Source organism: Lysinibacillus sp. FSL M8-0216, from assembly GCF_038595555.1.
Taxonomy (GTDB): domain Bacteria; phylum Bacillota; class Bacilli; order Bacillales_A; family Planococcaceae; genus Lysinibacillus; species Lysinibacillus fusiformis.
This window is the reverse complement of the sequence record NZ_CP152007.1, coordinates 3704508-3725133: the sequence shown is the minus strand read 5'-3', so window position 1 is coordinate 3725133 and position 20626 is coordinate 3704508. Positions and strand designations below refer to the sequence as shown.

The 20626-nt window shown below is 37.6% G+C and carries 18 protein-coding genes; 16 read left to right on the top strand and 2 right to left on the bottom strand.

Going from position 1 to position 20626, the window contains the following annotated elements:
• The first annotated feature begins 320 nt into the window (after nt 1-320).
• The 7 genes from pepV to MKX57_RS18360 all read left to right on the top strand — a co-directional run bounded on the left by pepV (nt 321) and on the right by MKX57_RS18360 (nt 7746).
• Nucleotides 321-1727, top strand: coding sequence for a dipeptidase PepV (gene pepV / locus MKX57_RS18390; RefSeq protein WP_089985635.1), 1407 nt, complete (start codon nt 321-323; stop codon nt 1725-1727).
• Between the two features lie 27 nt (nt 1728-1754).
• Nucleotides 1755-2609, top strand: a complete 855-nt coding sequence (dat, locus tag MKX57_RS18385) for a D-amino-acid transaminase (RefSeq protein ID WP_008176707.1) — start codon at nt 1755-1757, stop codon at nt 2607-2609.
• 228 nt (nt 2610-2837) lie between these two features.
• Nucleotides 2838-3842, top strand: a complete 1005-nt coding sequence (locus MKX57_RS18380) for an NERD domain-containing protein (RefSeq protein WP_008176716.1) — start codon at nt 2838-2840, stop codon at nt 3840-3842.
• Nucleotides 3843-3844: 2 nt separating this feature from the next.
• Entirely contained in the window at nt 3845-4780 is a 936-nt protein-coding gene (locus MKX57_RS18375) for a diacylglycerol kinase family protein (protein WP_090002355.1), read from the top strand.
• 96 nt (nt 4781-4876) lie between these two features.
• Nucleotides 4877-5527, top strand: a complete 651-nt coding sequence (gene trmB, locus MKX57_RS18370; protein ID WP_342550517.1) for a tRNA (guanosine(46)-N7)-methyltransferase TrmB — start codon at nt 4877-4879, stop codon at nt 5525-5527.
• A gap of 11 nt (nt 5528-5538) precedes the next feature.
• Nucleotides 5539-6402 (top strand): MBL fold metallo-hydrolase, encoded by an 864-nt coding sequence (locus tag MKX57_RS18365; protein WP_043990201.1) that lies wholly within the window; start codon nt 5539-5541, stop codon nt 6400-6402.
• A 117-nt stretch (nt 6403-6519) separates the two neighbouring features.
• A complete protein-coding gene (locus MKX57_RS18360) occupies nt 6520-7746 on the top strand; it encodes a hypothetical protein (RefSeq protein ID WP_008176723.1) in 1227 nt (408 codons plus the stop codon).
• Nucleotides 7747-7805: 59 nt separating this feature from the next.
• On the opposite strand, the gene MKX57_RS18355 is transcribed toward MKX57_RS18360, so the two are convergent.
• Nucleotides 7806-8120: a hypothetical protein gene (locus MKX57_RS18355; RefSeq protein ID WP_008176726.1), complete on the bottom strand. Its 315-nt coding sequence runs from the start codon at nt 8118-8120 to the stop codon at nt 7806-7808.
• A 164-nt stretch (nt 8121-8284) separates the two neighbouring features.
• Here MKX57_RS18355 and MKX57_RS18350 point away from each other — a divergent pair, with 164 nt between their 5' ends.
• The 9 genes from MKX57_RS18350 (at nt 8285) to MKX57_RS18310 (ending at nt 18252) form a co-directional block, all read left to right on the top strand.
• A complete protein-coding gene (locus MKX57_RS18350; protein ID WP_025116982.1) occupies nt 8285-9361 on the top strand; it encodes a M42 family metallopeptidase in 1077 nt (358 codons plus the stop codon).
• 60 nt (nt 9362-9421) lie between these two features.
• On the top strand, nt 9422-9943 hold the full coding sequence (locus tag MKX57_RS18345; RefSeq protein WP_089985645.1) for a DUF84 family protein: 522 nt from the start codon (nt 9422-9424) through the stop codon (nt 9941-9943).
• A 105-nt stretch (nt 9944-10048) separates the two neighbouring features.
• Nucleotides 10049-10567 carry a hypothetical protein gene (locus MKX57_RS18340; protein ID WP_008176731.1) on the top strand — a complete coding sequence of 173 codons (519 nt, stop codon included), beginning with the start codon at nt 10049-10051 and terminating at the stop codon, nt 10565-10567.
• A gap of 72 nt (nt 10568-10639) precedes the next feature.
• Nucleotides 10640-11464, top strand: a complete 825-nt coding sequence (locus MKX57_RS18335; protein ID WP_239354792.1) for a DUF1444 domain-containing protein — start codon at nt 10640-10642, stop codon at nt 11462-11464.
• Nucleotides 11461-12075: a YtpR family tRNA-binding protein gene (gene ytpR / locus MKX57_RS18330; RefSeq protein WP_008176735.1), complete on the top strand. Its 615-nt coding sequence runs from the start codon at nt 11461-11463 to the stop codon at nt 12073-12075. The genes MKX57_RS18335 and ytpR overlap by 4 nt, the downstream gene beginning before the upstream one ends.
• Before the next feature lie 261 nt (nt 12076-12336).
• Nucleotides 12337-15474, top strand: a complete 3138-nt coding sequence (locus tag MKX57_RS18325; RefSeq protein ID WP_342550516.1) for a DNA translocase FtsK — start codon at nt 12337-12339, stop codon at nt 15472-15474.
• Nucleotides 15475-15703: 229 nt separating this feature from the next.
• Entirely contained in the window at nt 15704-17017 is a 1314-nt protein-coding gene (gene murC, locus MKX57_RS18320) for a UDP-N-acetylmuramate--L-alanine ligase (protein ID WP_008176739.1), read from the top strand.
• A 108-nt stretch (nt 17018-17125) separates the two neighbouring features.
• Nucleotides 17126-17623, top strand: coding sequence for a DUF948 domain-containing protein (locus tag MKX57_RS18315; protein WP_043990204.1), 498 nt, complete (start codon nt 17126-17128; stop codon nt 17621-17623).
• 137 nt (nt 17624-17760) lie between these two features.
• Nucleotides 17761-18252, top strand: a complete 492-nt coding sequence (locus MKX57_RS18310) for a YtxH domain-containing protein (protein ID WP_089985654.1) — start codon at nt 17761-17763, stop codon at nt 18250-18252.
• A gap of 53 nt (nt 18253-18305) precedes the next feature.
• Here MKX57_RS18310 and MKX57_RS18305 read toward each other — a convergent pair whose 3' ends face one another.
• Nucleotides 18306-20459, bottom strand: coding sequence for a cell division FtsA domain-containing protein (locus MKX57_RS18305; protein WP_008176744.1), 2154 nt, complete (start codon nt 20457-20459; stop codon nt 18306-18308).
• Nucleotides 20460-20626: the final 167 nt, after the last annotated feature.

The window sequence follows — 20626 nt, the reverse complement described above, 5'->3', positions numbered from 1 at the left end:
AGACTAGCGGACGACAATATGTGCGGAGTGCACTTAGGCTATTAAGTAGCTGCCTTAGACATCCCCTTTTCTAATTTTTATAGTCAGAAGAATTATTCTGATAACTTCATTATATAGAAAAACTACATGATTTTCTAGTGAATGCAATAGAAATTTACAATAGAAACATAAAATTTTCACTGTATTTTGTGGGAATACCTGAAAAACATGCTATATGTGGTAGTGTCAGTAGAAGTTGCTGAAAATAGTTGTCAGAAAGAAGATTGTCGTTTATGTTGTAAGGTGTAGAATAATGTTAATACTTGAAGGAGGTACATGGTATGAATTGGTTACAGGCTGCAAAAGAAAGGCAAGATGAATTAGTACAAGAGTTACAGGAGCTTGTGCAAATTAATAGTATTCTTGATGAGGATACAAGAACTACTGAGATACCTTTTGGTAATGGTCCACTTCAAGCGCTTGAATGGTTACTAGCAAAGGGACAAAAAGAAGGGCTACTAACGAAAAATGTTGATAACTATGCTGGACATATCGAAATGGGTGCAGGTGAAGAATTATTAGGTATTTTATGTCACGTTGATGTGGTTCCAATTGGAGATGATGCTGATTGGACATACCCACCATTTAGCGGCACTGTAGCTGATGGTAAGCTGTATGCACGTGGTGCAATTGATGATAAAGGCCCTACAGTTGCTGCATGGATGGCCATGAAACTTGTCAAAGATGCAGGTATTCAATTAGATAAAAGAGTGCGAATGATCGTTGGTACGGATGAAGAAACAGGGTTCCGCTGTGTCGACCACTATTTCAAACAGGAGGAAATGCCATCAATCGGTTTTGCACCCGATGCAGATTTCCCGCTCATTAATGCTGAGAAAGGCATTGCAGAGCTTGTGTTCTCTCAAAATAAAGTGGGTGATGCAACGAAAGAACAGCTACTACTATTTAATGCAGGAAAGCGCCCAAATATGGTACCAGATTTGGCCAAAGCAACAGTTCAGCATGCATCAGCGCAATTCGAACAGAATTTTCAAACATTTTTAAGCAAAAATCAGCTAGATGGCTCTTTATTAATGGAGGACTCTCGCTATATAATAACTATCAAAGGTAAAGCAGCCCATGCAATGGAACCAGAAAAAGGTGTCAATGCAGCTGTTTATCTTGCTGCGTTTTTACAACAAGAGTTGACGACTGAGTCAAGTAAACAATTTGTCGACTTTATCGCAGATGTTTTTTATCAGGATCATTATGGCCATCAGCTTGAATTACAATTTGAAGATGCCATGTCTGGTCATACAACGTTAAATCCAGGCATTGTTAGCTATGATGTTAGTAAAGGTGGCAGTTTAGTAATTAGTATGCGCTATTCTGTGTCCTATCCATTCGATGAAAAAATTACAGAGGCTCAACGTTTAGTTGTAAAAAGAGGATTTTCATTAGATATTCAAGACGACTCCAAGCCTCATTATGTCAGTGAAGATGACCCATTTATCCAAACATTAGCGTCCATTTATAGACGTCAGTCAGGTGATACAGAAACACCGCTATTATCTACAGGTGGTGGGACGTATGCACGTGTGCTGAAAAAGGGCGTGGCATTTGGCATGTTATTCCCTGGGGAGCAGGATGTGGCGCATCGGGCGGATGAGTTTGTAGTGGTTGAAAATCTTGTAAAAGCAGCGGCTATTTATGCGGAAGCAATTGTTGAGCTTGCGGGAAAAAAATAACATAAAGACGAAAAGGATGAACGGAAAATGGCATATTCATTATGGAATGATCAAATTGTTGAAGAAGGATCTATTGCAATCTCACCAGAAGACAGAGGTTATCAGTTCGGTGACGGTATTTATGAAGTAATCAAAGTATATAACGGAAATATGTTTACAGCACAAGAGCACATTGATCGTTTCTATGCGAGCGCCGAAAAAATTCGCCTTGTTATTCCTTATACAAAAGACGTTTTACACAAATTACTACATGAGTTAATTGAAAAGAATAATTTGGAAACAGGACATATTTATTTTCAAATCACTCGTGGAGCTAATTCCCGTAATCACGTTTTCCCGGATGCAAGTATTCCAGCAGTATTAACTGGTAATGTAAAAGCGGGTGAACGTGCATATGAAAACTTTGAAAAAGGTGTTAAAGCCACTTTTGTTGAGGATATTCGTTGGTTACGTTGTGACATTAAATCTTTAAACCTGCTTGGGGCAGTTTTAGCAAAACAAGAAGCTGCTGAAAAAGGTTGCTATGAAGCGATTTTACATCGCGGAGATATCGTGACAGAATGCTCTTCAGCAAATGTTTATGGCATTAAAGATGGTAAACTTTATACACATCCAGCTAATAATTTCATCTTAAATGGTATTACACGTCAAGTCATTTTAAAATGTGCGGAAGAAATTAATTTGCCAGTGATCGAAGAGCCAATGACGAAAGCGGATTTACTAACAATGGATGAAATCATTGTGTCGTCTGTATCTTCAGAGGTTACGCCAGTCATTGATGTGGACGGCAACCAAATTGGTGCTGGAGTTCCAGGTGAATGGACTCGTCAATTACAGCAAACATTTGAAGCGAAATTACCACTTTCAATCAATACAAAATAAAAGAACCTTGTAGGGAACTATCTGTATGGATAGTTCTCTTTATTTATGGTGTAATGTTGGGTCTTGTCATGTAAAATGAAAAGGATAGTAGCATAATCTTACAGATTGAAATTTGTAGAACAAATGTCGATGTAATGAATACATAAGAATGCATAGACTCTTTTATCTTAAGCAATCAAGAAAAGAGAGAACTAACGAGATGGTAAGGAAGAATGGAGTGACCTTTACATGGCACAATTAGTGAAAATACAAGATTATATTTCTCGCTATCAAATTGACTTAGCAAGATATCCTACACAATTTGTACGCTTGAAGAAAAGCCAATGGGATCGCATTAAGCGTCAATGGGAATTGGGAGAAGATATAAGCGAGTGGCAACATATTGATAATGAGACAGAAGCGGATACTTTCGAGGAGAAAGAGCGATTTTCCTTTATTAAAAAAATATTTACAGGACGACAAAAAGAAGCAGCAGAAGACGTTGAAGATATAGAAATATCAAACGAACTCATAAGTAGTGAGGATACCATTCCAGAAGAAGAAACAACACTAACATTTGAACCTAAGATTGTGTATGCTCCGCAATCCATCCATGAATTGAAGCGAATGTTTATTGATCAATTCTTCCATTTCCAAATGAAATGGGCTAGTTCAACATTACGTGAAAAATCATATGTAGATCCTCGCTTCATGCGTGACTCGTTACTACGTACTTTATTACAAACATTACCAGATAATTTCTTGTTGTTTTATTATCCTATTCTACAAATAAGAAAAGCACCGATTGAGCTTGATGTTGTGTTAATGTCTCCGACCGAGTGTATTTGTATTACCGTTTTGGAAGCAGATAATCAAGCTGTATATGTTGGTGGAAGTGATCGCTTTTGGATGAAAAAGGTGGGGACAAAGGACTCTAAAGTTCTGAATCCAACGATAAACTTAGCCCGTATGGAGTCGGTACTATTCCAATTGTTTAAAGAAGAAAATATAGATATGCCTATTCGAAAAGTGGTATTAACTCGAAATGGTTATTTTGATTATCCGGGTTCACCGTATGGGATTCGTTTTGTTGATCGACGAAATTACGGAGAATGGATGGAGCATTTGCGAAAGGTCTCCTCTCCAATGAAGCATATGCAAATACGTGCGTCTCAAGCGATTCTAAATACTGTACAAACTACTTCGTTTAATAGAGATATTTGGCAGCAAGCTTCACAAACAACAGAGGATTGAGTATGCAAATTCTATTTATTGTCAATAAAGCTGCAGGAAATGGAAAAGGGAAGAAAGTATGGTCTCAACTTCGTAAGCAGCTAACGATAGATTATGAAGTGGCTTTTACGAAATATGAAGGACATGGACGCGAACTTGCCAAACAATGGGCTCGACAACAGCAGGATCAAAAATTACTAATAGTTGTTGGTGGAGATGGAACCATCCATGAGGTGTTTAGTGGTGTTGTACATAATAAATTTTTAGTGCTAGGTGTGGTTCGTGCAGGCTCTGGTAATGATTTTGCGCGTTCGTTTCCCACATTTTACAATGCTCAGCAAATCGAGGACTATGTATTGAATGCTTCCACGGCCTATACAAAAATAGATGCGGGAAGTATTCAGCTCAGCAATAGATGGGATGAACTCTTTGTCAACAATGCTGGCATAGGCTTTGATGCTTATGTCACAAAATCGATTAATACATCTCGCCTTAAATTTTACCTCAATAAAATAGGATTGGGTAAGCTGTCGTATGCTTTTGCTGTCATTAGAGGCTTATTTAGCTTTGAATGTTTTAACGTCACGATACGTTCTGATCATCAAGAGTGGCAATTCCAACGAGCATGGTTTGTCGCCATGTGCAATCAGCCTTATTTTGGCGGAGGGATGAAAATATCACCAGCTGCAAAAGCAGATGATGGCCGAGTCGATATTACAATCGTCCATGATATTTCCCGTCTGAAATTATTACTTATTTTTGCGACTGTTTTTTTTGAAAAGCATACGAAATTTAAAGAAATCACATTTTTACAAGGACAACATTTTGATATTATCGTGAATGATCACCAGGTTGATTGTCATATGGATGGTAATTATAGTGGAAGTGTCCATCAGGGTTCTACCATTCACTGTACAGTGCAACAGAATGCATGGAACATTATGACAAAGAGTTCTTAAATAATATCATTGCGCAATAATTTTATGCGAATGTAAGAGGAATACGTTATACTATAAAAAATCAATAATTTTATAAGAAAGAAATGAGGAACAACAGTGAGATTAAGAAATAAGCCTTGGGCAGAGGAAATGATTACAAATCATCCAGAGGTAATCGTTCCGAATCCTGAAGACTTTAAAGGAAATTGGCAGGCTGTTTTCGGAAATGACAACCCAATTCATATAGAAGTTGGTACTGGAAAGGGACAATTTGTTACAGGAATGGCTTTACAAAATCCAGATATTAATTATATTGGCATTGAGCTTTATGATAGTGTAATTGTTTGTGCATTAGAGAAAATTCTAGAAGAAAAATCTCCAGCCAATTTACGTTTGCTTAAAGTAAATGGCGCGGATTTAAATAAATTCTTTAACAAAAATGATGTAGCACGTGTATATTTGAATTTCTCAGATCCTTGGCCAAAAACACGTCATGCCAAAAGACGTTTGACGCATGGGGGGTTTTTGAAATTATATGAGTCGATTTTGGTGGATAATGGGGAAATCCATTTTAAAACGGATAACCGTGGTTTGTTTGAATTTTCGTTAATCAGTATATCTGAATATGGTATGTTACTAAAGTATGTATCACTCGACTTACATGCAAATATGCCTGAGGATAATGTGATGACTGAATATGAGCAGAAATTTTCTGCAAAAGGACAGCCGATTTATCGCTTAGAGTCGCAATTTATCACTAAATTGTAGGGGGAATATGGATGGATCAGTTACAGTTTCACAATATGTCATTATCATGGCTTAACGGGGGTGTTACGTGCCTAGATGGTGGTGCGATGTTTGGAGTTGTACCGAAACCACTTTGGTCACGTAAATATCCAGTCAATGAAAAAAACCAAATTGAATTACCAACAGAACCAATTCTTATTCAATATGAGGGAAAAAACTATCTTATTGATACGGGTGTTGGCTTTAACAAATTAAATGAAAAACAGCTAAGAAACTTTGGGGTAACAGAGGAATCTTCGTTAGCGGATAGTTTACAAGAGCTTGGCTTAACGACAGCAGATATTGATGCGGTGCTAATGACACATTTACATTTTGATCATGCTGGTGGCTTAACTCAGTGGCAAGATGATGTGCTTGTACCTACTTTCCCGAATGCTAAAATTTTTGTAACAAAAATTGAATGGGATGAGATGCGTAACCCAAATATTCGCTCGAAAAATACGTACTGGAAAGAAAATTGGGAGCCTGTGCAGCACTTAGTTGAAACCTATGAAGATATGTTGGAAGTAGCACCAGGAATCGAGATGATTCATACAGGTGGTCATAGTGAAGGACATGCTGTCATTAAACTTACTCAACAAGGTGAAGTGCTTTTGCATATGGCAGACATTATGCCTACTCATGCTCATCAAAATCCATTATGGGTTTTAGCTTATGATGACTATCCAATGACAAGTGTTTTTGCCAAAGAGCGTCTTATGAAAGAAGCTCTTGCCAATAACTATGGCTTTATTTTCTACCATGATGCCTATTACCGTATGATTAAATGGGATGAAACGGGGAAAGAAATCAAGGCTAAGCTCGAGCGTAGTAGACAAGCTGTAATTACATTCTAACAATGACGAGGTAGTGACATGTAAAATGTCGATACCTCGCTTTTTTGTTCGTGATGATGATGGAAAATATGTTACACTAAACACGAAACTAAATTATAAAAGAGAGTTGAAATAAACATGGCAACTGAACAACCATTTTTACCAGTTTTACTAGGATCAGATATGAATGCATATGGGATGGCCCGTGCATTTTACGAAGCATATGGAATAAAACCACTTGTCTTAGGACGTTCTCATTTAACAGCTACACAAGATAGCCATATCTTACAATTTCAAGAAATCGACCGTTTAAATGAACAGGATGTATTTGCTCCTGCCCTTGCACAAGTTGCAAAACAATATGCGGATAAAAAACTATTGCTCTTAGCGTGTGGTGACGATTATGCCAAGCTTATTATTAAAAATAAGCCAGCGCTACAGGAGCATTTCACAGTACCTTACATCGATGAGTCTCTAATGGATGAAATTTTACTCAAAGAAAATTTCTATAAAATGTGTGATAAATACGATTTTAAATATCCAGGAACAACGACTGTAACAGCAGACAATTATGACAATTTTACACCTCCATTTGAGTATCCAATTATTTTAAAGGCGTCAAATTCTGTTGAATACTGGGCATGTAAATTCCCAGGGAAGAAAAAAGTTTTTGTTGCGCATGATGAGGCAGAAAAAACAGCTATTTTAAAAGCGATTTATAGCTCAAGCTATCAAGATACAATGATTATTCAAGAATTTATCCCTGGTGATGATTCATATATGCGTGTGCTTAACGCTTATGTGGGCAAAGATGGGAAAGTGAAGCTGATGTGTCTAGGGAATCCTATTCTAGAAGAGCATTCACCTGAAGGAATCGGAAGTTATGCAGCAATCGTAACAACATATGATAAAGAATTAATGGATCAAGTACGTTTCTTCTTAGAGGACATCGGCTATACAGGCTTTGCCAATTTCGATATGAAATACGATATTCGTGATAAACAGTACAAGCTGTTTGAAATTAATTTACGTAATGGACGTTCTAGCTATTATGTTACGGCAAGTGGCCATAATTTAATGAAGTACGTTGCTGATGATCATATGTTAAACATCGAGCAAGAAGTTACTTATGTGGAGGATAAACATCTGTGGATGGTTATTCCAAAAGGTGTATTATTCAAATATGCATCGAACGAAAAGCTGAAATTAGAGGCGAAAAAATTAATTAGTGAAGGTAAATACACAAACTCCCTTTACTATAATGAAGATATGAATACAAAGCGTTGGGTGAAGCTAACACTCAATAACTTAAATTATTATCGCAAATATAAAAAATACTTTAATAATAAAGGTTTATCAGAATAATAAAGAGAAGCCATCTCAATTAAAAAAATGAGAGGGCTTCTTTTGCTTCTTTTTTAGGGCTAAACCTCTGTTAATTCCACTACAACGCCCGAGCGTGCATCAGCTGCAAATTCAAATGTTTGCATGTCACCCTCATGCATGCGTGAAATGCCTCCACGATAGACAGGAATAGTAATGATACCATTTGTATAATCTTCTGTTTTCATAAAAATCCAGGAACCGTCAATCGGTGCATCCTTTTTAAATTCTTTTTTTATGTTTTCAAGTACTTGTCCTGCAGGTACGAACGGAGAAACTTTTTCACTAGCTTCTTTAATAATGACTGCGGCAGCTAAGCCAGTTGCAACACCAATTAAAAAATCACGTAATTTCATACATCTTCCTCCTTTTTCTGTACCTATATTTTAGCATAGCCTATAGAGTGAATGCACGTTCACATGATAACAGTTTTAGGAAATGTATCAATATTTCGAATTCGGAAATAAATATGTTACAATAGGCGAGGAAGAATATTCTACTTCGTGGGGAGAGAGTCAACATGAATGAGGAAACATTGCAATTATTTAAAACATTAACAGAGTTACCAGGTGCTCCTGGTAATGAGCACGCTGTTCGCGCGTTCATGCGATCTGAGTTGGAAAAGTATTCAGATGAAATCGTTCAAGACAATTTGGGGGGGATTTTTGGTGTAAAGCATAGTGATGTTGCGGATGCACCAAAAATTTTAGTTGCAGGTCATATGGATGAAGTAGCATTTATGGTTACTTCTATTACTGATAATGGCATGATCCGTTTTCAGACGTTAGGTGGCTGGTGGAACCAGGTTATGCTTGCACAACGTGTAGAAGTCTATACGAAAAATGGGGCAATTCCTGGTGTTATCGCATCTATCCCACCGCATTTATTAACGGATGCAGAACGCTCTAAGCCTATGGATATAAAAAATATGTTAATCGATATTGGCGCTGACAGCAAGGAGGATGCGGTAGCATTGGGAGTTCGTCCAGGACAATCCATCATTCCTGTTTGTCCATTTACACCAATGGCCAATCCGAAAAAAATTATGGCCAAGGCTTGGGATAACCGCTATGGCTGTGGTTTAGCAATTGAATTAATGAAAGAAGTCAAAAATGATAAGCTTGGTTCTCATTTATATTCAGGGGCAAATGTAATGGAAGAGGTTGGTTTACGTGGTGCTCAAGTGTCAGCAAACATGATTAAACCGGATTTATTCTTTGCATTAGATGCTTCACCAGCAAATGATACATCAGGTAAAAAAGATCAATTTGGACAGCTTGGTAAAGGAACATTACTTCGTATTCTTGACCGTACAATGGTGACACATCGTGGTATGCGAGAATTCATTTTAGATACAGCTGAATCCAACCATATTCCTTACCAATACTTTGTATCACAGGGTGGAACTGACGCTGGACGAGTACATACAGCTAACGACGGTGTACCAAGTGCAGTAATTGGTGTTTGCTCACGTTATATTCACACATCTGCGTCTATCATTCACATTGATGATTACGCTGCTGCTAAAGCATTAATTGTTGAATTAGTGAAAAAAGCAGATCGTTCGACTTTAGAGTCTATTCGCGCTAATGTATAAGAAGTTGGAAAGATGCCTGTAAAAAGGCATCTTTTTCTATGGAAAGAAAGTAGGGGTTTGATGAAAATAGCAATTGGAACAACTAATAAAGCGAAAACTGAAGCAGTTGAAGCTGTAGCTCAAAAATATTTTGAGGATACAACCTTTACCTATGTGAAAGCTGCTTCAAAAGTATCAGATCAGCCTATGTCGAATGAAGAAACGAGATTAGGTGCGATGAACCGTGCGAAAAATGCCATGATAAAAACCGATGCATCACTATCCTTTGGTTTAGAAGGTGGTGTAACTGAAATAGAAGGCGAAATGTATGTGTGTAATTGGGGTGCATTAACAGCATCCGATGGGACAATATTTACAGCGGCAGGTGCACAAATTATTTTACCAAAAGAAATTGCCCAGGAAATCAGATCTGGCGGAGAGCTTGGTCCACTCATGGAGCAATATACACAGCGCAGGGATATTCGTCAGGGCACTGGAGCAGTAGGGATTTTTACACAAGGTTTAGTAAGCAGACAAATGATGTTTGAGCATATTGTATCACTATTGGTTGGTCAATATTTGTTCACATTTTCCGAAAAATAGTTAAATGGAATTAGTGATGCGCATGCGGAGAGGTTGCATCTTCCTAATAATTTTTTTAAAATAGAAAAAAAGTTAGTTAGTAGTGCAAGAGAAAGGAAGAGAGACATGTCATATAAATGGCTACAAGTTATTGGCCTGACGCTGTTACTTCTGATGCTTTCTGGCTGCAATCAATCGATCGATGAGCAAATTGCCAACGGACTTCAAATCACAGAAACGGTTTTTGCAGAAGAGCCTGAAGAACATACCGAGGAAATTGGGAATATTAATTTATACTTACCTTCAAATTTTAAAGTTGAAGATAGTTCAGATGCTTACAATATTGTTATTTCAAAAGGAAAAGAAAGCTATATCCTCTTCATTAACGATAAAGAAGCACAAGATAGTAAACTTTATTATCATCTTTTAAAAGACAATGAAGCTGATAAAATCATTGAGGAGACTACTTATGATAAAGATGGTCGCTTTGGCTTTACAGCCGTACTAAAAACAGATGATGAGAATGAAATGGAGCTCATTGTGAGTAGTGGTGGTGTGAAAATGACCACGATTTCTCCGGCCAAACATATAGAAGATAATTTGCGTGAGATGACGAAAATCGTTCATTCGGTTAAGATGAAGTAAATAAACAAGATTGAACAAGACGGTTCACAAACATGTGAGCCGTTTCATTTTGAAGATAGGATGTGAGAAAATATGAAGCAATTGAAATCAGAGCAGCTTGTAGAGCTATTAAGAAAACGATTAAACGAAGAGAAATACGATTTTCATTTCGATAAAAAGCACGATAAATTAAGATTGAATCATAAGACGATTGAAAAAGGTATGGAGCTTTCGTTACCTGGGATTTTAGCAAAATACAATGATAAGCAAGAAGCAGCTATTGATGAGGTTGTGTATACGATTACGCAAACTTTTAATGCGATGGAACAAGAAAAAGAAAAGGGTTTCCAAACGGCTACACAAATTTATCCTGTTATTCGTGCGACATCCTATCCTCAAGCATCAAAAGAGGGACATGCGTTTATTACAACAGACCATACAGCGGAAACACGCATCTTTTATGCGCTTGATTTAGGCAAAACCTATCGTTTTATCGATGAATCTATGCTGGAAGCTTTACAATTAAGTGTAGAGCAAATTCGTGAAATGGCACGTTTTTCAGTTAAACAATTACCAACCTCTTTTAAAAAGGATGAGGTCGCCAATAACTTCTTTTATTTTGTTAATATGAATGATGGTTATGATGCAAGCCGAATTTTAAATGAGAGCTTTTTAAAAGAAATGCGTACGCAAGTGGAGGGGGATATGACATTATCTGTGCCCCATCAAGATGTGCTAATTATAGGTGATATTCGGAATGAAACAGGGTATGATGTATTAGCACAGATGACGATGCATTTCTTTGCAGTCGGTACAGTACCGATCACGTCATTATCTTTTATCTATGAAGACGGGGAATTAGAACCGATCTTTATTTTAGCAAAAAACAGAGTGAAAAAGGAGCAAGAAAAACAATGAACGTATTTTACAACAAAGAGCATGTAGGAGATGTATTACTAGTTCAACTAGCAACGGAGTCTATCGTTAACACAGTAGTAGAGCGTGCTGGGGATATTGCTATATTAAAAGAAGCTCAAACGGGTGAAATTAAAGCATTTAATTTATTTAATGCGAGCCAATATGTACAAACAGATGCAAGAGGATTAGTTGAGGTTACTCCAGAGTTAGTTGAACAATTAGCAGCAGCAATCGAAAAGAACGGTGCTAACATTAGTCTAGATGTTGATTTCTCTCCGAAATTTGTCGTAGGTTTTGTAGCAACGAAAGAAAAGCATCCAAATGCTGATAAATTAAGTATCTGTTCAGTAAACGTTGGAGATGAGACTTTACAAATTGTTTGTGGCGCACCTAATGTAGAAGCAGGGCAAAAGGTAGTAGTTGCAAAGATTGGTGCGGTTATGCCTTCAGGAATGCTTATAAAAGAAGGAAATTTAAGAGGTGTAGATTCATTTGGCATGCTTTGTTCAGCACGTGAGCTAGCTGTTCCTAATGCTCCATCTGAAAAAGGAATTTTAGTTTTGCCTGAAGATGCTATCGTAGGTAGTGCATTTGAATCACCGAGTAAATAATAAACTCGTTTTTTCATAATAAAATTATTAAAATTCAAAAATTTTATCATGATATTATCCAATGTATCAAGGTGAAATTCCCTAAATCGTTATGTTACTAATATGCTAGTAACATAACGATTTTTTTGTGTAGAATGAGCCTCTAAATGCAAGTTTCGCGAGCGTTTTTATGGTATGCTTTTGATATAGACATTGAGCTATTGATTTGAGCAATACTAGACAATGCTATAAATGAAGTGTAAGAGAAATGAGTGAAACGAAGTGAACTGGTTTAAAAAACAAATAAATAAAATTTTAAATAAAGATGAATATGAATACGAGTATGAAGAATTTTATGAGGACTACGGAGAGGAACAAGCAGAACAGTTACATACTCAGCAAGATGCGCCAATGACTAAGCAAAAAACGTTCCGTTTCCCATTGATTGACGATGATGAGGAAGGCGTTGTATCACAAGCGCCCCCAAAAGAAATGTTCAATCAGGTAGAGAATGATGATTATTATGGGCAAATCGAGGATTTATCCTTACCCAAGCATTTAAATCATCATATTGTTGATTCAAGCGTTTATGATGTAGATGTATCAGGGATTCGAGATTTATTAGCGAGTCGTTCAAAACGCACTGGTAGAAAAACAACTGTGAAAAGTCAGCCGGTCGAACAGGAACACCGTTCAAGAGCGAGTTTAGTTTTTCGAGATGCACAAGATCGTGAAGAGTCAATTATACCTAAGACAACATCTGCACCAAAAGATAAACCACAGTGGCAAGAACAAAAAGCTCAAAAAGTAGATAGCGATTTTCTTGAAAATCGGAAACGCTTTATCCCAACGGATGTACCTTCACCCGTTTATGGATTTGCAAAACCAAGTCCTATCAATGAATTATTGGATAAAAGAAAAGAAGAACATGAGCTACAAGAAACGGCTAGGACAACCTCTGATGTATGGACAATTCATCAGCCATTAAAAGAAGCGACAACAAATGAGGCTAATGAAAATATACTAGAAGAAAAAGAACCGCCTAGTACAGGTCATCATGTTGAAATTGAACAAGAATTCCATGAACCTACTGTCAAACCTATTACATTTGATGCTGATGTGTTGGATGAAGAAAAGGGTGTACCTGACAGTGCGCCAACAGATATCGTGGTGCCACCAACCACACCTTTTGCCAGGGCATTTGAAGATCAAGTGAAGGAAGCTGCTATGCAAGATCAAACCTTACAGCAGCTTTCTGCAGATCAGTCTGAGATTCATGTGAAAGAATTGATTTTGGAACAAGTTCAAATTGAAAATTCTACCATTCATATTGGAGAGGTAACTGTCGTACAGCCTTCGAGTAATGAAGAGGACTATCAGATGGGTATGGATGAACAATCATCTGATGCTATGCCAAAGGAAGAAAAAAGTCGTATTCCATTCAATGTCCTCATGTTAAAAACGGATAAAGAAAAATGGCGGATTCAACAACAAATCAAAATGGCGCAGCCTATTCGTGTGGAAAGTAATCCGGAAGCAGTAGAAGATGTGCTGATGGATGTGACGGAAGCTAAAGAAGTGGAACAATCCCTGCCTTCGGTGAGCATAGATACAGATGCTATACAGCTAGTTGAACCACAGCTAGAGGAAGAAAGTGATTCACAATCTGCTTTATTCAGTCAAATTCAAGGAGATGTTGAGTACAATCGGCACGAAAATGAAAGACAAGATCTCATTACAGAAGCCCAATCAGAAAATCCAGTAGAGGTTATTACAATGGCTCCTGTTACAACTATGACTCGTGTATCCTCGAATGAAGAAGCAGAGATTGCAAGAGTTAGTGCTGATGAAGTTGCTGCAACAACAGAGCTAGAATCAGAGATCATTTCAGTAACTGAAGTTTATCCTGAAATTGTAGAGGATTCTCCAGTAAAACCTGTGGAAAATCTAGAACAGGTTTTAGAAGCTGAACAGGAGCTAGCAGTTGAGGAAAAAGCAATACCTGTGCACGTTTATCAGAAGCCAACTGACGAATATTTAGAGCTACCAGAGGAAAAAACACAGGATACAGATTGGATGGAGCAACAAGGGGATACATTGGTGGAAGCACTTTCTTATTTCCAGGTTTCTGCCCAAATCGAATCGATTATGCAGGGACCTGCAGTTACTCAATTCGAAATTACTGTGAGTCATGGTACGAAGGTAAGCAAAATCAGAAATTTAGCAGATGATTTAAAGCTTGCTTTAGCAGCAAAGGATATTCGTATTCAAGCACCGATCCCTGGGAAAAGCTCGATTGGTATTGAGATTCCAAACCGCGTATCAAGAGCTGTACGATTATCAGAAGTGACGAATAGTGCATCATTCCTTGAATCAGATTCGCCATTAGAGGCAGCATTAGGTCTTGATTTAACAGGTAAGCCTGTGACACTGGATTTACGAAAAATGCCTCATGGTTTAATTGCTGGTGCGACAGGTTCAGGTAAATCCGTTTGTATCAATTCTATTTTGGTTAGTTTATTATATAAAGCTGCACCACATGAGTTAAAACTAATGTTGATTGACCCTAAAATGGTGGAACTGGCACCATTTAACCATATCCCACACTTAGTTAGCCCTGTGATCACAGATGTGAAGGCTGCAACTGCAGCTCTTAAATGGGCAGTGGAGGAAATGGAACGTCGATATCAACTGTTTGCGCATGCAGGGGCAAGGGATATTACGCGCTATAATGCAATAGCAGATAAAAATAATGAACATAGTTTGAAATTGCCATATATTTTAATTGTTATTGATGAGTTAGCCGATTTAATGATGATGTCTCCAGCAGATGTAGAGGAGGCAATTTGCCGTATTGCTCAAAAGGCACGTGCATGTGGAATCCATTTAATTGTTGCAACACAAAGACCATCTGTAGACGTTATAACAGGATTAATTAAATCCAATATTCCTACACGTATTGCCTTTGCAGTATCTTCACAAATTGATTCTCGTACAATTTTGGATGGGCAGGGAGCAGAAAGGTTACTTGGAAGAGGCGATATGCTATATTTAGGTAACGGTATGTCAGCGCCAGTACGTCTCCAAGGTACATTTGTTACAGATGATGAAATTGAAGCGATCATCGAGCATGTTCGTGAACAAGGAGAGCCTGATTATATTTTTGATCAAGAGGAGCTATTGAAGAAAACAGAGGTATCCGCAGAACAGGATGATTTGTTTGAAGATGTTTGCCGTTTTGTTTTTGAACAAGGTGGAGCTTCTACGTCCTTGATTCAACGAAAATATCATATTGGCTATAATCGTGCTGCTCGTTTAATTGATATGTTGGAATCACATGGCTTTATCTCAGAGGCAAGAGGTAGTAAGCCGCGTGAAAGTTTCATTACGGAAGAAGATTTAATTACTATGTTTGAATAAGAATTGCCTTGTTTTCGTCTACATTATCTAATTTACGTCGAAATTAGTTTTTTTAGAAAAGTTACACATCTATCCTTATGCATAAAAAGTGCTATAATAGACAAGATGTGTTGAATAGTACGTATTTTTTAATACTTGTGAAGGTATTAATACCTAATCAATCGTGAAATAATACGTTACACCTAATAGATGATAGATGGGATATTGAAATTCCCGGGGGGTTTAATTAATGACAGTTTTTCATTTCACAGGCATTAAAGGTTCTGGCATGAGTTCACTTGCTCAAATCTTATTTGATGCTGGTGAACAAGTACAGGGCTCAGATGTCGATAAATATTTCTTCACGGAGCAGCCGTTACGTGAACGTAATATTCCAATTTTTACATTTAATGCAGATAATATTAAAGAAGGCATGACTGTAATTGCAGGTAATGCTTTTCCTGATGATCATCCAGAATTAATTCGTGCCCGAGAAATCGGCGTAGAGATTATTCGTTACCATAAATTTTTAGGAGAATATATTGGTAACTATATATCCATTGCCATAACAGGTGCACATGGTAAAACTTCAACTACAGGTTTAATGGCACATGTGGTAGGTGGTTATAAACCAACATCCTATTTAATTGGTGATGGTACTGGTGCTGGTCATGCAAATGCTGACTTCTTTGTGATGGAAGCGTGTGAATACCGCCGACACTTTTTAGCATATAATCCTGACTATGCGGTGATGACAAATATTGATTTTGATCACCCAGACTACTTTGCAAATATAGATGATGTCTATTCTGCTTTTCAATCATTAGCTTTACAAGTAAAGAAAGCTATTATTGCATGTGGTGATGATGAACAGCTTCAACGTATCCAAGCAAAGGTTCCGGTTGTTTATTATGGATTTGGATCTGAGAATGATTTTGAAGCTCGTAATGTTGAAAAAACGACAGAAGGTACAAAATTCGATGTTTTTGTTCGTAATGAATTTTATAGCACTTTCTTCATTCCATTATTTGGGGATCATGCCATTTTGAATACATTAGCGGTCATTACTCTATGCGAATATGAAGGAATTTCACCTGATATTATTCAGGATCGTTTGCACACGTATAAAGGTGTAAAAAGACGTTTTACTGAAACAGATATAGGGGATAATGTATTAATAGATGACTATGCCCACCATCCAACGGAAATTCGTGCTACCATTCAATCAGCGCGCCAAAAGTTCCCAGATCGTGAGCTAGTTGCTATATTCCAACCACATACATTTACACGTACACAAGCTTTTTTACAAGATTTCGCAGATAGTCTAAGCCTTGCAGATACAGCCTATTTATGTGATATTTTTGGCTCTGCAAGAGAAACGCAAGGCGCACTTTCTATTCAAGATTTGGCGTCATTAATCGAGGGCAGTGCAGTGATTACCACTGAAGGAATTGATATACTAACAAAACATCAAGGCGCAGTATTCTTATTTATGGGTGCTGGAGATGTTCCTAAATTCCAAGATGCTTTTGAAGCCGTGCTTAAAAACGATGAAACAGCTTAGTCCGTAGGGGTTAAGCTGTTTTTTTAAAATTTGAGCAGGAATTCCGTTTTTTTTGTCGAAGATAGGGAAAGTAATAGTAAAGAGAATTTACTAGCAGGAGGTCAACTTATGGAAGTGATTTTGTATATTGCAGCCATTATCGCTGCAATCGGGTTTTTAATTTTATGCGTGAGTGTAGGAATGACATTATTCTCGCTCAAGTCCATCTTAAGCAGTTTATCTGGCACTTTATCAGGTATTGAGGGACAAATGGAAGGGGTCACACGAGAAACAACTTCTTTATTATCCAAAACAAATAGCTTAGCAGAGGATATTCAACATAAATCTGAACAGTTAAATTCAGTGGTTCAAGCTGTTAAAGGTATTGGAGATTCTGTCAATGGTTTAAATAATTCTGTACAGCAAATTACTTCTTCTGTTTCTAAAAGTGTAGAACAAAATGAGGAAAAAATTGCGCAAGTAGTACAGTGGAGCAATGTTGCAATGGGCATTGCTGATAAATGGAAAAAGCGCAAAATCATAGAGCAAGAAACTGTATCTGAGGATGTGTATGGCTTTGAAACAGTTCAAGTAGAAAAGCCGAAAAGAAAATGGGGTCGTAAATAGTAAAAATTATTCAGTAAGTACATGGTACGGTCTGAATAAATATAAAGTCTTGGACATAAGTTGAACATGCATCTGTAAAAAGTAGATGGACAACCTGTCTAGACAAATTTGATAATATGATGGGGAGGAATTGTTGCATGACAACTCAAAAGCCAAATTTTAATGAAGTAAAGGAAAAACAGCTTGAAAGTTCATTGCCTCAGCTTTATCATTCGCAAGATTCGATTTATGAAGAGGAGCGTGTAAACATGAAAGATTTTGTGATTGGCGCATTAGTAGGTGGAATTGTAGGTGCTGCAGCAGGTCTACTGTTGGCTCCAAAATCAGGAAAAGATTTACGTAGTGATGTGGCTGTACAAGCTGTTCATTTAAAAGATAAGAGTGCAGACTTCTCGACAACTGCAAAAGATAAAACGGTTCAACTTTCTAAACAAATTCAAGAACAATCTACACAATTAGTGGAGAAAGTAAAAACTTTAAAAACAGCAAAGGCTCCTACAGTTTTTGATGATGGGACGGTTTCCTTTGAGGGTGAAGAACCACTTGAGGATTTTATTCCTAACGAAGAAGTAAAAGCAGAAGAGAAAAAAGACGAAACAAAAGGCTCCAATGAAGAAGTACGTGCATAATGCATAACGAAAAGGGATACGTTACATGATCATCGTGTAACGTATCCCTTTTTTTATGCGATAGGGGTTTCAGCTAATAATATTTCAAGTCGATCGCCACCGAAAATTTCCATATCAAAACTTGCAGGTTGGCCGTTTCTTAAAATCGTGAAATTTCCTTTGAATGTGCTTGGGAGCTGCCAATTAGAAAAGCGAAATACATCTTGATAAATCCAACGACTGCGATCCTTCTCTGTAAATAATACAGTGGCTCCATTGGGCACAGTTGAAAGAGGAGCTACAATCATTTGATTGACCAGTGCTTCATGTACTGTTTTGGAAAGCTCCACTACTTCATTTTGGAAATGAATGATGATTTTATCTTCCAGCAAAAGATTCATTTGGTCTGCAATGCGCTGAACAGTTGGCAATGATTGCTGCTGAAAGTTAATCATGTCACCATCTTGCACAGCATAGCTCAATTTAGTAGTTTTCCCATTAATCGTTAATTGGGAAGAAAACTCAGGTAAAAATAATGGCTGTCCATCGACATGTATTGTATAAGACTCAAATTGCTTCAATAAATGCCAGTTGTTTGTGACTTTAAAAATTTCCTCAATGGTTTCAGCTATCTCAAAAACGACACTATCCCGATCATTCAAAACTGTATCCAGCGATGCGGGGGAGTGATTGACTGAAATTTTCGGCTCAATGACATATTTTGTATTTTGGATAGTAATGGTTTTGATTGCAGCATCATCAATAAGATCTCTCACCGTTACTGTGGCTGGCTGTCCATCTTGTCCCTCCACTAGCTGAATTTCATCGCCTGTTTTAATTAGTGTTTTCGTTGATGCTTGTTGTCCGTTGACTATTATTTCAGCTGGCTGTCCATGACCACCTGGAATGAATATATCTTGTCCGTTAACACTAATAGATAAGCCGTGGCCAGGTTTTCCATACAATTGTTTAGCACGGATATTAGCCGCTAAAAAAGCATCTGCAACCGTCATTTCTTTTAGCTCAAAAAGACGAACCACCTGATTATTTACCGTTAAACTCATATATTGGATAGGCATTTTTTTTGCTGCTATGGCAATACCGATTGGTGTAACTAACTCTGGCGATGCTTTGATATGCTCTTCCTTAGTAAGGTTTTGAATAGCATCAATGCCTCGAACAGCTATACGGTTTGCTGGTAAATCAAGGACTAGTCCAAGTTCTGTTGTTAAGTTAGGTGTTAAGCTACCTCCGCCAACTAGCATAACAGCCTTTGGAGCCACACGGTTATTGAGTCGTAAAATTTCTTCTCCAATGGACTTTGCAAGCTGCTTGACAGCAGGTTCAATTGCTAATAAAACTTCAGCTTTTGGGTAATACTGATCAAAACCAAGAATGTCTTGAATTAATATTTCTTCTGCCGTTTGAAGCTGACGCTTTGCTATTTCGGCAACAGGAAAGTCTAGTAAATAATGGTCACTTAAAGCCTCTGTTATTTCATCGCCTGCTGTTGGAACCATACCATAGGCTACAACAGTACTTTTATCGGTTATGGCAATATCAGAAGTACCCGCGCCTATATCGACAAGAGCCACATTTAAACGACGCATCGTTGAAGGGATAAGGACATTAATAGCTGCAATAGGTTCTAATGTCAATGCTTCCATTTCTAAATCAGCTCGTTTTAAAGCGGCAATTAGTGATTCGACTACAACACGAGGTAGGAACGTAGCAATGACTTCGATTTGTGCCTCGTCTCCTTGTTGATCCAAGAGGCTGCCAATTTCTTCACCATCCAAGCGATAGTAGAGGACTGAGTAGCCTACGCAGTAATAATGGCTTATTTTGGCATCTTCTTTATGTTGTAAAAGTTGCTGTTGGGCTTGTTGAACTGCTTGGAGCTCTAAGCGACTTATATCTTCTTCTGTAAAAATAGGACGATTACGTATATTGATCGTCACGCTAGCTTGTTCAGTTTTCAAGGATCGGCCCGCTGCTGCAACACTTACTTTCGTCAGAGGACCGTGTTTCTCTTCAAGTTCATATTTTATTGTATTAATTAATTCTGCCACATACATGACATTATGTATTTGACCATCCACCATGGCACGTTCTTTATGCTCTTTCACTACAATATCTTCTACATGATAATGGTCATTTTCTTCTTGAAGAATAATGCCGACCACTGAGCGTGTACCAATATCAAGTGCAAATAATTTAGAACTCAATGTAATCGCTTCCTTTCGCGTTATATCTCAATTTCAATTTAGCGAGTTGAAGCGCTAAATTAAAAATGCGTGACATTCTGAACAACATTGATTATAATATTGCTATTATCTAAAAATGTAACATACATTTCAGAGTTCTGAAAGTGTCTGTCATGAGGAGAGGAGCA

Coding starts and splice junctions, on each gene's coding strand:
- pepV (WP_089985635.1), top strand. CDS start 321: ATGAATTGGTTACAGGCTGCAAAAGAAAGGCAAGATGAATTAGTACAA.
- dat (WP_008176707.1), top strand. CDS start 1,755: ATGGCATATTCATTATGGAATGATCAAATTGTTGAAGAAGGATCTATT.
- MKX57_RS18380 (WP_008176716.1), top strand. CDS start 2,838: ATGGCACAATTAGTGAAAATACAAGATTATATTTCTCGCTATCAAATT.
- MKX57_RS18375 (WP_090002355.1), top strand. CDS start 3,845: ATGCAAATTCTATTTATTGTCAATAAAGCTGCAGGAAATGGAAAAGGG.
- MKX57_RS18365 (WP_043990201.1), top strand. CDS start 5,539: ATGGATCAGTTACAGTTTCACAATATGTCATTATCATGGCTTAACGGG.
- MKX57_RS18360 (WP_008176723.1), top strand. CDS start 6,520: ATGGCAACTGAACAACCATTTTTACCAGTTTTACTAGGATCAGATATG.
- MKX57_RS18355 (WP_008176726.1), bottom strand. CDS start 8,120: ATGAAATTACGTGATTTTTTAATTGGTGTTGCAACTGGCTTAGCTGCC.
- MKX57_RS18350 (WP_025116982.1), top strand. CDS start 8,285: ATGAATGAGGAAACATTGCAATTATTTAAAACATTAACAGAGTTACCA.
- MKX57_RS18345 (WP_089985645.1), top strand. CDS start 9,422: ATGAAAATAGCAATTGGAACAACTAATAAAGCGAAAACTGAAGCAGTT.
- MKX57_RS18340 (WP_008176731.1), top strand. CDS start 10,049: ATGTCATATAAATGGCTACAAGTTATTGGCCTGACGCTGTTACTTCTG.
- MKX57_RS18335 (WP_239354792.1), top strand. CDS start 10,640: ATGAAGCAATTGAAATCAGAGCAGCTTGTAGAGCTATTAAGAAAACGA.
- ytpR (WP_008176735.1), top strand. CDS start 11,461: ATGAACGTATTTTACAACAAAGAGCATGTAGGAGATGTATTACTAGTT.
- murC (WP_008176739.1), top strand. CDS start 15,704: ATGACAGTTTTTCATTTCACAGGCATTAAAGGTTCTGGCATGAGTTCA.
- MKX57_RS18315 (WP_043990204.1), top strand. CDS start 17,126: ATGGAAGTGATTTTGTATATTGCAGCCATTATCGCTGCAATCGGGTTT.
- MKX57_RS18310 (WP_089985654.1), top strand. CDS start 17,761: ATGACAACTCAAAAGCCAAATTTTAATGAAGTAAAGGAAAAACAGCTT.